General features: G+C 72.6%; 12 protein-coding genes and 1 riboswitch. Of the genes, 2 read left to right on the top strand and 10 right to left on the bottom strand.

Annotated elements, in window-relative coordinates; translation table 11 throughout:
• Window positions 1–6 precede the first annotated feature (6 nt).
• Complete coding sequence (locus CLV56_RS14390; protein ID WP_100415193.1) at window positions 7–1377, top strand: TrkH family potassium uptake protein; 1371 nt, start codon at window positions 7–9, stop codon at window positions 1375–1377.
• Between the two features lie 124 nt (window positions 1378–1501).
• Window positions 1502–2326 (top strand): alpha/beta fold hydrolase, encoded by an 825-nt coding sequence (locus CLV56_RS14385; RefSeq protein WP_157805179.1) that lies wholly within the window; start codon window positions 1502–1504, stop codon window positions 2324–2326.
• Here CLV56_RS14385 and CLV56_RS14380 read toward each other — a convergent pair.
• The 10 genes from CLV56_RS14380 to CLV56_RS14335 all read right to left on the bottom strand — a co-directional run bounded on the left by CLV56_RS14380 (window position 2275) and on the right by CLV56_RS14335 (window position 11688).
• Complete coding sequence (locus CLV56_RS14380) at window positions 2275–3612, bottom strand: serine hydrolase domain-containing protein (protein ID WP_039361819.1); 1338 nt, start codon at window positions 3610–3612, stop codon at window positions 2275–2277. The genes CLV56_RS14385 and CLV56_RS14380 overlap by 52 nt on opposite strands.
• Window positions 3613–3657: 45 nt before the next feature.
• The gene (gcvP, locus tag CLV56_RS14375) at window positions 3658–6534 is read right to left on the bottom strand and encodes an aminomethyl-transferring glycine dehydrogenase (RefSeq protein WP_039361817.1); all 2877 of its coding nucleotides are present in this window, start codon (window positions 6532–6534) and stop codon (window positions 3658–3660) included.
• 72 nt (window positions 6535–6606) lie between these two features.
• A riboswitch (glycine riboswitch) is annotated at window positions 6607–6700 on the bottom strand.
• An 83-nt stretch (window positions 6701–6783) separates the two neighbouring features.
• Complete coding sequence (locus CLV56_RS14370; protein ID WP_039361815.1) at window positions 6784–7386, bottom strand: MerR family transcriptional regulator; 603 nt, start codon at window positions 7384–7386, stop codon at window positions 6784–6786.
• Window positions 7387–7510: 124 nt separating this feature from the next.
• Window positions 7511–7984: a bifunctional nuclease family protein gene (locus CLV56_RS14365; RefSeq protein WP_039361813.1), complete on the bottom strand. Its 474-nt coding sequence runs from the start codon at window positions 7982–7984 to the stop codon at window positions 7511–7513.
• Window positions 7985–8021: 37 nt separating this feature from the next.
• Window positions 8022–8750, bottom strand: coding sequence for a transcriptional regulator FtsR (gene ftsR / locus CLV56_RS14360; protein WP_039361810.1), 729 nt, complete (start codon window positions 8748–8750; stop codon window positions 8022–8024).
• Window positions 8747–9214 carry an FHA domain-containing protein gene (locus CLV56_RS14355; RefSeq protein WP_039361808.1) on the bottom strand — a complete coding sequence of 156 codons (468 nt, stop codon included), beginning with the start codon at window positions 9212–9214 and terminating at the stop codon, window positions 8747–8749. The genes ftsR and CLV56_RS14355 overlap by 4 nt, the downstream gene beginning before the upstream one ends.
• A 118-nt stretch (window positions 9215–9332) precedes the next feature.
• Window positions 9333–9710 (bottom strand): glycine cleavage system protein GcvH, encoded by a 378-nt coding sequence (gene gcvH, locus CLV56_RS14350; RefSeq protein ID WP_039361805.1) that lies wholly within the window; start codon window positions 9708–9710, stop codon window positions 9333–9335.
• A 16-nt stretch (window positions 9711–9726) separates the two neighbouring features.
• The gene (locus tag CLV56_RS14345) at window positions 9727–10539 is read right to left on the bottom strand and encodes a DUF881 domain-containing protein (RefSeq protein WP_039361803.1); all 813 of its coding nucleotides are present in this window, start codon (window positions 10537–10539) and stop codon (window positions 9727–9729) included.
• Window positions 10532–10864 (bottom strand): small basic family protein, encoded by a 333-nt coding sequence (locus CLV56_RS14340; protein ID WP_039361800.1) that lies wholly within the window; start codon window positions 10862–10864, stop codon window positions 10532–10534. Before CLV56_RS14340 ends, CLV56_RS14345 begins: the two co-directional genes overlap by 8 nt.
• Window positions 10861–11688 (bottom strand): DUF881 domain-containing protein, encoded by an 828-nt coding sequence (locus CLV56_RS14335; RefSeq protein ID WP_157805178.1) that lies wholly within the window; start codon window positions 11686–11688, stop codon window positions 10861–10863. Before CLV56_RS14335 ends, CLV56_RS14340 begins: the two co-directional genes overlap by 4 nt.
• Between the last annotated feature and the right edge of the window lie 16 nt (window positions 11689–11704).

Below are 11704 nucleotides of genomic sequence, written 5' to 3'. Positions count from 1 at the left end.
CGGCGCGTGGCGCGGCTGCGGCCCTGGGCGAGCGTTCTCGGGCGATTCCACCCGGCCCGGACGATCGCGCTGTCGTTCGGCGCCCTGATCGCCCTGGGAACCGCCGTCCTCGCCCTGCCGGTCTCGAGCGAGGACGGCACCGGGACCTCGCTCGTGACCGCGCTGTTCACCGCCACGTCGGCGGTGTGCGTGACCGGCCTGGCCGTGGTCGACACCCCCGGGCACTGGAGCACGTTCGGCGAGGTGGCGATCCTCGCGCTGATCCAGGTCGGCGGCTTCGGGATCATGACCCTCGCCTCGCTGCTCGCACAGCTCGTCGCCGGCAAGCTCAGGCTGCGCCTGACCCTCAACACGCAGGCGGAGACCAAGTCGCTCGGCATCGGAGACCTCCGCCGGACGCTCGCACGGATCGCGGTCGTGACCGTGGCCGTGGAGGCCGTCACCGCGCTCGTCCTCACGGTCCGCTACATGACCGCCTACGGCGACAGCCTCGCGACCGCGACCTACCACGGCGTCTTCCATGCGGTCTCGGCCTTCAACAACGCCGGCTTCAGCCTGAACTCCGACAGCCTGGTCGGCTACGCGGGCGACCCGTGGATCCTGCTCCCGATCTGCGCCGCGGTGATCCTCGGTGGACTCGGCTTCCCGGTGATCGTCGAGGCCCTGCGCCACCGTGCGGTGCAACGCACGACCGGTCGTCGGGGCTGGTCGCTGCACCTGCGCCTGACGCTGCTCGCGACCGTCGTGCTGCTCGTGGTCGGCACCCTCGCCGTCGCCGTGCTCGAGTGGCGCAACCCGGCCACGCTCGGCGCGATGCCGACCGACGAGAAGCTCATGAACGCCTTCGTGCAGTCCACGATGAGCCGGACGGCGGGCTTCAACGCGGTCGACATCGGTGCGCTCGGGCAGGCCACCTTGCTCGTGACGTGCGTGCTCATGTTCATCGGGGGCGGCTCGGCCGGCACGGCCGGCGGGATCAAGGTCACGACGTTCGCCGTGCTCGCCGCCGCGATCTGGGCCGAGGTCCGCGGCGAACGAGCCGCGGTGATCTTCCAGCGCACGCTGTCGGCAGCCGTGATCCGACAGGCGCTGACCGTGGCGCTGCTCGGCGTCGGACTGGTGGTCTCCGCGACGACCGCGCTGCTCGTGATGGCCGACGAGGCGTTCGAGGCGGTCATGTTCGAGGTGGTCTCCGCGTTCGGGACCGTCGGGCTGTCCACCGGTCTGACCACGGACCTCCCGCCCGGCGGCGACCTCGTCCTGATCGGGCTCATGTTCGTGGGCCGCCTCGGCCCGATCACCCTCGCCTCGGCCCTGGCCCTGCGCGAGCGGCCGCAGCGCTACCAGTACCCGCAGGAGCGCCCCATCATCGGATGAGGCGACCGGGTGACGAGGGCCACACCGGGGGCCCTTCTGCGCATCCGGGCACCCGTCCTAGACTCGCCTGCGGCCCTGAGCCGGACGTACCGGCTCCCCACCGTTGTCGATGAGACGAGAGCTGATGACCAACGCAGGCGCACCGCACGTCGTGATCGCCCCCGCCATGGGGGTCCCGTCGCGCTTCTACCGTGCCCTGGAGAAGGAGATCGCCTCGCTCGGCTGGTCGGCGTGCACCCTGGCCGCGCGCGGGATCGATCGTGACACCGAGCCCCCGAGCCGGGACAACGACTGGGGGTACCAGGAGCTGGTCGCGTCGCTGGACAAGCACGTCCACCGGTTCCGTGACGCACACCCTGGTGTGCCCGTGCTCGTGCTCGGCCACAGCCTCGGCGGACAGGTCGCGATCTCGTACCTGCTGTCCGGCGGCGACCTCGACGGCGTCGTGCTGGCCGGCGCCTCCGTCCCGTACTACCCGTACTACGGCGCACGCGCCTGGGGCATCTGGGCGCTCGCCGCGTCGGTGCCGCTGGTCACGGCCGTCCGCGGACACTGGCCGAGCAAGGGCTTCGCCGGTCCGCAGCCCCGCACGCTGATGCGGCAGTGGGCCCGCCTGGTGCGACGCCGGCGCTTCCCGCACCCGGAGGGAGCCCTCCCGCGCCACGCGCTCGACGTCCCGGCGTTCGTCCTCCAGGTGGAGGGCGACACCCTCTCCGTGCCGCGCGCGTGCCGGGCGCTGGCTCGGGTGTTCGAGCCGCAGGCGGTCACCGACTGGACCTACGAGCGGTCCGCCGCCCCCGACGACGTCACGATCGACCACATCGCCTGGGCGAAGGCTCCCGGTCCCGCGCTCGCGCAGGTCCGTGACTGGTGGGAGCGGGCCGGCGCGGCCGAGCCTCAGTCCTCCCCCGGGATCGGTGCCGACGGGTCGTACGGCACCCGGGTGTAGCAGAACGTCCCGACGTCGAGGTGGCTGACGCTGCCGTCGCGCCGCCGCTCGACCCGCAGGGTCTCGCCGTCGTGGTAGCCGCTGGTGCCGACCCACGCATCGGGCGCGTCGGGGACGAAGGTGAACGACCGTCCGCCGTCGGCCGAGAGGCGGATCGCGCCGTCGGCGTAGGACAGCACGAACGGCTGGTGTCCCCAGTGCCAGGTGCCGAGGATCTCCCGGACGGCCGCGGGAACCTCGGCGGTGGGCAGCCACTCGTCCGCGACCGTCGGCTCGTGCGCCAGCAGCGTCCCGACCAGCGTGCTCACGAGCCCGCGGCCGTCGAGGCCGTAGGCCCCGTTGGCCAGCAGCGCCACCCCGACGCCGGACGCACGGTCGACCCAGGCGCCCGCGAGGAAGCCGGGCATCGACCCCCCGTGCCCGACCAGCACCCGGTCGCCGTCCGCGACCTGCTGCAGACCCAGCCCGTACGTCGCGGCGAGGGCGTCGTCCGGCCCCGCGGACTGCGGCGTGACCATCGCGGTGACGCTCGCCGGGCTCAGCACGCGCGGGTCGGCGATCTCGGTGAGCCACCGGGCCAGGTCGCCCGTCGTGCTCCACAGCTGACCCGCGGGCGCCATGGCGCCGGTGTCCTGGTGCGGCTCGGGCACCACGGCGCCCGTGAGCGCCTCCACCGCGTAGCCCTGCGCGGCGTCGCCCTCGGCGTCGTAGCTCGTCCGCGTCATGCCGAGCGGCTCCAGGATCCGCTCGGTCAGATCGGCGTACCAGCCCCGTCCCCGCACGGTCTCGACCAGGCGACCCAGGATCCCGTACGCGAGGTTCGAGTAGTGGAACCGCTCCCCCGTGGGCAGGACCCGCTGCGCGTCGGCGTGCGCGGCCGCCAGGGCCTCGTAGGACACGCCGGGGCTGCGCTCCCACCACGACCCCGCAGGCTCCGCCGGGAGCCCACCGGCATGGGCGAGCAGCGACCGGACGGTCGCGTCGCCGAACGGGACGTCGGGGACGTACCGCCCGACCGGCTCGGCCAGGTCCACGAGCCCGTCCTCGCGGGCGAGCAGGACGAGCGCCGCGACCAGCGACTTCGTGATCGAGCCGATCCGGTACTGGGTGTCCGCGGACGGGCGTTCGTCCTCGCCGGCACGGACCGTACGGCCGCGCGCGCCCGACCACACCACCTCGCCCCTGCGCACCACCGCCGCGACCAGCGAAGGCATCCGGGAGCGCACCTGCTCCGCGGCGAGCGCAGCATCGAGATGGACGGCGGTGGACGGCAGAGCGGGGCTCACACGGGCTCCTCGGGGATCGGACGTCGGGTGCGGTCCTCGTCGGCCTCAGGCGTCGGCGAAGGCATCCGGCGGCGGGCAGGCGCAGACCAGGTTGCGGTCACCGTAAGCCTGGTCGATCCGGGCGACCGCGGGCCAGTACTTGTCCACGTGGCTGCCCGACGGGAACGCACCGCGGTCGCGGTCGTAGGCCCGGTCCCACGGGCCCGCCAGGGCGGCCATCGTGTGCGGCGCCCCGCGCAGCGGGCTGTCCTCGGCGCTGACGTCGCCGGCGGCGACCGCGTCGATCTCCGCGCGGATCGCCAGCATGGCGTCGCAGAACCGGTCGAGCTCGACCAGCGGCTCCGACTCGGTCGGCTCGACCATGAGCGTGCCCGCGACCGGGAAGCTCATCGTCGGGGCGTGGAAGCCGTAGTCGATCAGCCGCTTCGCGACGTCCTCGACGGTGATGCCGGTGCGCTTGGTGAGGTCGCGCAGGTCGAGGATGCACTCGTGCGCGACGAGGTCGTGGTCCCCGGCGTAGAGGATCGGGTACGCATCGGCGAGCCGCCGCGCGACGTAGTTCGCCGACAGCACCGCGACGGACGTCGCCTCGGTGAGCCCCTCGGCCCCCATCATCGCGACGTACGCCCACGAGATCGGCAGGATCCCGGCCGACCCGTACGGCGCCGCGCTGATCGTCCCGACGCCCTCGCGGTGCCGCGACAGCGGTGCGAGCGGGTGGCTCGGCAGGAACGGCACGAGATGCTCGGCCACCCCGACCGGACCGACGCCCGGACCTCCACCCCCGTGCGGGATGCAGAACGTCTTGTGCAGGTTCAGGTGGGAGACGTCGCCGCCGAACTCGCCGGGCTTCGCGTGCCCGAGCAGGGCGTTGAGGTTCGCACCGTCGACGTAGACCTGGCCGCCCGCCTCGTGGACCACGTCGCACAGCTCGGTGATGCCGTGCTCGTAGACGCCGTGGGTCGACGGGTAGGTGACCATGATCGCGGCCAGGTCCTCGGCGTGCTCCGCGCACTTCGTCCGCAGGTCGTCGAGGTCGACCTCGCCGTCGTCGGACGCCGCCACGACGACGACCCGCATCCCGGCCATCACCGCCGACGCGGCGTTGGTGCCGTGCGCGGAGGACGGGATCAGGCACACGTCGCGCGATGCCTCCCCGCGGCTGCGGTGGTACCCGCGGATGGCCAGCAGTCCCGCCAGCTCCCCCTGCGAGCCGGCGTTCGGCTGCACCGAGGTCGCGGCGTACCCCGTGACCTCGGCGAGCCACCCCTCGAGCTGCTCGATCAGGGTGAGCATCCCGATCGCGTCCTCGGCGGGGACGAACGGGTGGAGCTCCGCGAACCCCGGCCAGCTGATCGGCTCCATCTCGGTGGTCGCGTTCAGCTTCATCGTGCACGAGCCGAGCGGGATCATCCCGCGGTCCAGCGCGAAGTCCCGGTCGCCGAGGCGCTTGAGGTAGCGCAGCATCTCGGTCTCGCTGTGGTGCGTCCCGAAGACCGGGTGCTGCAGCATCGGCTCGGTCCGCAGCAGCCCGTGCGGAAGCGCGTCCGGGGTCGACGCGTCGACCGCGTCCAGGTCCAGGTCGTCGAGGCCGAACGCACGCCACACCGTCTCCAGGTGCGCCGGCGTCGTCACCTCCGACGTCGAGACGCCCACGTGGTCGGCGTCGACGCGGCGCAGGTGGATGCCCTCGCGGCGCGCGGCGGCGACGACGGCGTCCGCGCCTCCCGGCACGTGGGCGACCACCGTGTCGAAGAACGTGTCGGCGAGCACCTCGACCCCGCCCGTACGGAGGCCCGCCGCGAGCACGGCCGCGCTGCGGTGCACCTGCGTCGCGATCGCGCGGAGGCCCTCGGGACCGTGGTAGACCGCGTACATCGCCGCGGCGACGGCGAGCAGCACCTGCGCGGTGCAGATGTTCGAGGTCGCGCGGTCACGGCGGATGTGCTGCTCGCGGGTCTGCAGGGCGAGCCGGTACGCCGGCCGGCCCTCGGCGTCGACGGACACGCCGACGAGCCGGCCCGGCAGGTGCCGCTCGAGCCCCGAGCGGACCGCCATGAAGCCGGCGTGCGGACCGCCGTAGAACATCGGCACGCCGAACCGCTGGCTCGAGCCGACCACCACGTCCGCGCCCATCGCGCCCGGCGCCTCGAGCAGGCACAGCGCCAGCGGGTCGGCGACGACGACCGCGATCGCGCCGCGGTCGTGCACGGCCGCGATCAGGTCGGACGGGTCGCCGACCCCTCCGTCGGCGCGCGGGTACGCGATCAGCGCGCCGCAGAGATCACCCTCGGGCAGCCCGGCCGACAGGTCCGCCTCCACGATCTCGATCCCCATCGCCTCCGCGCGGGTCCGGACCACGGCGAGCGTCTGCGGCAGGCATCCGCCGTCGACCACGAACGGCTTCGCCGCGTTGCCGCGGACGGCGCGTCGCGCGAGCGTCATCGCCTCGGCCGCCGCGGTCGCCTCGTCGAGCAGCGACGCGTTCGCCGTCGGCAGTCCGGCGAGGTCGCCGATCATCGTCTGGAAGTTCAGCAGGGCCTCGAGCCGGCCCTGGGAGATCTCGGGCTGGTACGGCGTGTACGCGGTGTACCAGCGCGGATCCTCCAGCACGTTGCGCCGGATCACCGCGGGCGTGATCGTCGGGCTGTAGCCGAGCCCGATCATCGCGACACCGGGGTCGTTGCGCGCGGCCAGGTCGCGCAGCACCGCGCTCGCCTCGGCCTCGGACATGGCGCGTCGCAGGCCGAGCGTCTCACCGAGGCGGATCCCCTTCGGCACCGCCGCGCTCATCAGGGCATCCAGGTCGGGGTAGCCGAGGGCGCGCAGCATCGTCTGCTGCTCGACGGCGTCCGGGCCGATGTGCCGCTGCGCGAACGGACGGGCGCCGGTGAGGTCACGGAGGGTGGGCTGCTCGGTCATCGCGGACTCCCACGGGTGGAGGGGACGAGTCACCCTCCCCCTCTGTCACGCGGCGTCGCGCTCCAGAGTCGCCTGCTCCACGTGGTCCTGGGTGCCTGAGAGGTTCCGGGGAGGAATTGCCCCTTCGGCGCCGCACGCACGGTGCGAGCTCTCCCACATGAGATCGACGGCTGTGCGGTCAGCCTAGCAGTCGCGACCCCGCGCGCCGGTGAGCGCGCGGCGTGGTCCGAGGGTCGCGCGCGGGGTGGATCAGCCCGCCTGGCGCGCCCGGCGACGCGCTGCGAGCTCGTCGCCCGGAAGGTCGCCGCCGGCGTGGTCGGGGTCCGCGGCACGCTCGCTGGGCAGCTCGGCGAGCGTGCCCTCGATCTCGCGCCAGACCCCGCCGATCGCGATCCCGAAGACGCCCTGTCCGCCCTGCAGGAGGTCGATCACCTCGTCGGCGGAGCGGCACTCGTAGACCGACGCGCCGTCGCTCATCAGCGTGACGGCGGTCAGGTCGTCCGTGCCGCGGTCGCGCAGGTGCTGGACGGCCGTCCGGATCTGCTGCAGCGAGACACCGGCGTCGAGCAGACTCTTGATGATCTTGAGCAGCAGCACGTCGCGGAACGAGTAGAGCCGCTGCGTGCCCGATCCGCCGGCCGCGCGGATGGACGGCTCGATCAGCCCGGTGCGCGCCCAGTAGTCGAGCTGGCGGTAGGTGATCCCGGCGGCGCTGCACGCCGTCGGGCCGCGGAACCCGGTGTCCTCGGGAACCGTCGACACGTCGTCGTCGAACAGCAGCCCCTGGTCGCCGGCAGCCTCGCGTGCCTCGTCGACGCCTCGGTCGTCCGTCTCGTCGTGCCTGCCGCCCACCGCAGCCTCCGTGTCGCCCCGTGCTTGCCCGTTCAAACTAGGTCTGGTCCCGGTGATGGTCAACGACATCCGGCGCGACGCGCCGAGCGCTCAACCCTCAACCTCCACTGGAGGTTGACCCAGGTCACGAACTGCCCTCCTCGAAGTCCTCCGGAGTGATCTCGTCGAGGAACTCGCGGAACTTCTCGACCTCCGCCTCCTCCTCGTCCGGCACCCCCACCGACGACTCGGTCAGCACCTCGTCGTCGCAGTAGATGGGAGCCCCGGTCCGCAGCGCCAGCGCGATCGAGTCCGACGGCCGCGCCTCGACCTCGGTGCCCGACTCGAAGACCAGCACCGCGTAGAACACGTGGTCCTTGACGTCGGTGATCCGCACCTCGCTCAGCTCGTCGCCGAGCGCCTCGACGACGTCCTTGAGCAGGTCGTGGGTCAGCGGGCGCGGCGGAACCACGCCCTGCTGGGCGAAGGCGATCGCCGTCGCCTCCACCGCGCCGATCCAGATCGGCAGGTATCTCGGCCCCGCGGTCTCGCGCAGGAGCACGAGAGGATTGTTGCTGGGCATCTCCACCCGGACTCCGACCACATCGAGCTCCCGCACGTGCTCAGCCTACCGCGCACGTCCGATCGCAGCCGGGCTACCTCCGGCCCTGCAGCGCGCTCGCGACGAGCATCGTGTGCAGCCGGAGGCCGAGCGCGGCGAGCTCCCGCGACGTCTGCTCCGCGCGTGCGGCGGCCCCGGCGTCGGTGCGTCGGCGGATCGGCTCCACGACCTGGTCGACCAGCCCGACCTCGCGGTCGGCCGCCGTCCGGAACGACCGCAGATGACGCGGCTCGAGGCCGTACGACGCGAGCTCCACGAGCGTGCGGGCGATCATCAGGTCGGCATCGGCGTAGCGCCCGCGGACCGGCCGTACGAGGCCGTGCTCCTCCGCCTGGTCGAGCAGGTCCTCGTCGATCCCGCACGCCCGCAGCAGCTCGGGACGCTGGTAGTGCTGCCCCGCCGAGCCGACATCGAGGCTCTGCGCCGTCGGCCGCCCGTCGTCGCCGAGCACCAGCCGCGGGACCTGGAGAGCACCCCCGTCCTCGTCGGTGGGGGCCAGGCCGCGATCGAGGTCGTCAAGCTTCTGCCGGATCACCTTGAGCGGCCAGAAGCGGTCACGCTGGAGGCGCAGCACGAAGTGGAGACGCTCCACGTCCGCGCGGGAGAACTTGCGGTAGCCCGCCGGCGTCCGCGCCGGCTCCACGAGCCCCTCGGTCTCCAGGTAGCGGATCTTCGAGATCGAGACGTCCGGGAACTCCGCCCGCAGCTCGTCGAGCACCTCGCCGATGCTCAGGCTCGCCGCGTGCGGTGCCGGCTGGCTCACGAAGAGGCGCCCCTGGCTGCGCTGGGGTAGTACACCAGGCGGTACTTGCCGATCTGCACCTCGTCGCGGCTCGACAGCGCGACGTCGTCGATCCGGTCACGGTTGACGTACGTGCCGTTCAGGCTGCCCACGTCGGAGACCGAGTAGCCCTGAGGGCCGCGACGGAAGATCGCGTGCCGACGCGAGACCGTCACGTCGTCGAGGAAGATGTCGCTGTCGGGGTGCCGCCCCGCAGACACCTCGTCGGCGTCCAGCAGGAAGCGGGCACCGGCGCTCGGACCCCGCTGCACCACGAGCAGGGCCGACCCGGGCGGCAGCGCGTCCAGCGCCGAGGCGTCCTCCGCGGTCAGCCCACCACCGCTGCCGGCATCGCCCTCGGCCGTCGGAGGCAGCGAGATCGTCGACGTCGTCTCGGTCGCGCTCTCGGGGACGTCCGGTCGGTCGTCCTCGTTGGTGGGAGACATCGGCGGGGACCCCTTCGCTCACTCTCAACCCCGACTCGAGGTTGCGGATCGTTGCTGTGAAACCTACGTGCCTGCCCCAGGGTGGTCAACACGACACCCCAGGCCTGCGGACAGTGTGTCAGGACTCCAGCGACGCGCCGTAAGCGGCCGCGTCCATCAGCGTCGCGCCCAGGTCGGTGGAGGCCACCCGGACGGTGAAGAGCCAGCCCTCGGCGTACGGTGCGGAGTTCACCAGCTCGGGGCTCGACTCGAGCGCCTCGTTCACGGCGACGACCTCGCCGGCCACGGGGGCGAACAGGTCGCTCACCGACTTCGTCGACTCCAGCTCACCGACCGCGGCACCGGCCTCGTGCACCTCCCCGGCCGCGGGCAGCGACACGTACACGATGTCGCCGAGCTGCTCCTGCGCGTAGTCGGTGATGCCGATCGTGGCCACGTCGCCGTCGAGGCGAACCCACTCGTGGTCGGCGCTGTAGTGCAGGTCGTCAGGGATCAAGCCGGGCTCCTCGGGCTCAGGGTGCGGGCTGAGCGTACTCCGGTTCCCGTTCCTCGGCCAGGGCCGTGACCTCGATCAGGTCGGACTGCTCGACGGCGACCTCGCCACCCAGCGCCTCGACCTGGTCGGCGAGCCCGCCGCGGAACAGCATCGCCTGCTCCAGGGTGTGCGCGTCGCCGATCGCCTCGATCACGAACGGGCGCTTCACCTCGCGCCCGTCGATCCGCACACCGCCCTCCGTGGAGTCCGTGAGGTACGTCTGCGCGACCACGCGGACGACGCCGTTGACCTGGATCGCCTCGGCCCCCGCGTCGCGCAGCTCCTCGATCGCGTTCAGCAGGGTCGACGACGTCACCGTCTGGTCCGGATCCTCGATCGTGACCGTGATCCCCGGGCCGACGGCCGGCGCGGTCCCGGCAAGGATCGCGAGCGCGTCGGCCGACTTGCGGATCTCCTCGATCGCCGCCTCGTTCGACTCCGAGTCCTGCTGGAGGTTGCGCTGCGTCGCCGCGAGCTCCGAGCGCTGCTGGCTCAGGCGGTCGTACGCGGCGTCCAGGCTGTCGAGCAGCTGCACCAGCTCCGAGCGACGGGCCCCGAGGTAGGCATCCTCCTCGTTGGTCGACCGCACCTGGGTGACCGCGGTGAACCCCAGCACCACGAACAGCAGCGCCACCACCCACTGGCCGCGCGACGGACGCGCAGTCAGGGCATGGCGCAGCCGGCTCCAGGCGGCCGCGCTGTCCGGCGCCTGCGGCTGCTGCTCCGGTTGCTGCTCCGGCTGCTGCTCGGGAGGCGGGGACTGCTCGGGGGGCGGGGTCGCGTCAGGCATGGAACAGGTGCCTCCGGATCGCGGCGGCGTTGGAGAAGATCCGGATGCCGAGCACGACGATCACGCCGGTCGACAGCTGCGACCCGACCCCCAGCTGGTCGCCGACGAACACGATCAGCGCCGCGATCAGCACGTTCGAGACGAACGAGATCACGAAGACCTTGTCGTCGAAGCGACCGTCGAGGTACGCGCGCACCGCACCGAAGACCGCGTCCAGCGCCGCGACCACCGCGATCGGGAGGTAGGGCTGCAGGCCCGGCGGGACGGTGGGCTCGAGCACCAGGCCGAGCGCGACGCCCACGACCAGTCCGAGAAGCGCGATCACTCGTCCTCCACCTCGGGCACCTCAGCGTGCCTGATCGTCGATGCGCGGCGCGGTGCCGCAGGCAGCCGCAACGAGTCCGGCTCGCTCACCTGGAAGCGCATCCCCAGGTTCTGCTGCAGACTACGCCACGTCTGTGCCGCGACCGTCTCCGCGAAGTTACCGGGAAGCGTACGGGGGCTCCCGATCGCCGAGACCGTGTACGGGCTGCTCAACGACCGGTAGTTCACGGTGATCGCATCGCCGGCGCCACGGATCGACGACATCGTCGTCAGCCGGTTGCCGTTGATCGCGACCGCCTCGGCCCCGGCCTGCCACAGACCGTTGACCAGCAGCTGGAGGTCCTTGTCGCGGACCTCGGCCGCCGGGTGCGCCTCGGCGTTCGGTGCGCTGTCGACCACGGCCCGCAGACCTGGTCCGACGACGGCCGCCGTCCCGACCACCCGCCGCTGCTCCTCCGCACGCGTGCGCGCCTCGGACCCCGACGCCTCCCGCCGCAGCCGCTCGACGTCCGCCCGCACCTGGGCGACGTCGTCCTGCACCGTCTGGATGTCGGCCTTGCGGTTCTCGATCTGCTCGATCAGCTGGGCCCGCTCGCTCTCCTCGGCGGGCCGGTTGTCCCAGGTCTGCACGGCCGCGATCGTCAGCAGCGCGGCGAACGTGATGATCGCCGCGGCAGCCGCCCAGCCCCCGCGCCGCGCCGACGACCCGGGGTCGCGGGTGTAGTAGTCCTCGTCGAGCGGGTGCGCCATGACCGTCTCGAGCAACGACGTGGCGTTGCCCGTCGCGTCTCCGGGTTCGCGGCCCGGCCCCACCGGCTCGCTCATCGTGTCGTCCGCCCCT

The organism is Mumia flava (assembly GCF_002797495.1).
GTDB classification, from domain to species: Bacteria; Actinomycetota; Actinomycetes; order Propionibacteriales; family Nocardioidaceae; genus Mumia; species Mumia flava.
The sequence above is the reverse complement of the archived record's forward strand: the minus strand, read 5'-3'. Positions and strand labels throughout refer to the sequence as shown.

What these genes read in the sequence shown, in the direction of transcription:
- CLV56_RS14345 (WP_039361803.1), bottom strand. Translation starts at nt 10,539, where the DNA reads ATGCCTGACGCGACCCCGCCCCCCGAGCAGTCCCCGCCTCCCGAGCAG.
- CLV56_RS14385 (WP_157805179.1), top strand. Translation starts at nt 1,502, where the DNA reads ATGACCAACGCAGGCGCACCGCACGTCGTGATCGCCCCCGCCATGGGG.
- CLV56_RS14355 (WP_039361808.1), bottom strand. Translation starts at nt 9,214, where the DNA reads ATGTCTCCCACCAACGAGGACGACCGACCGGACGTCCCCGAGAGCGCG.
- CLV56_RS14335 (WP_157805178.1), bottom strand. Translation starts at nt 11,688, where the DNA reads ATGAGCGAGCCGGTGGGGCCGGGCCGCGAACCCGGAGACGCGACGGGC.
- gcvP (WP_039361817.1), bottom strand. Translation starts at nt 6,534, where the DNA reads ATGACCGAGCAGCCCACCCTCCGTGACCTCACCGGCGCCCGTCCGTTC.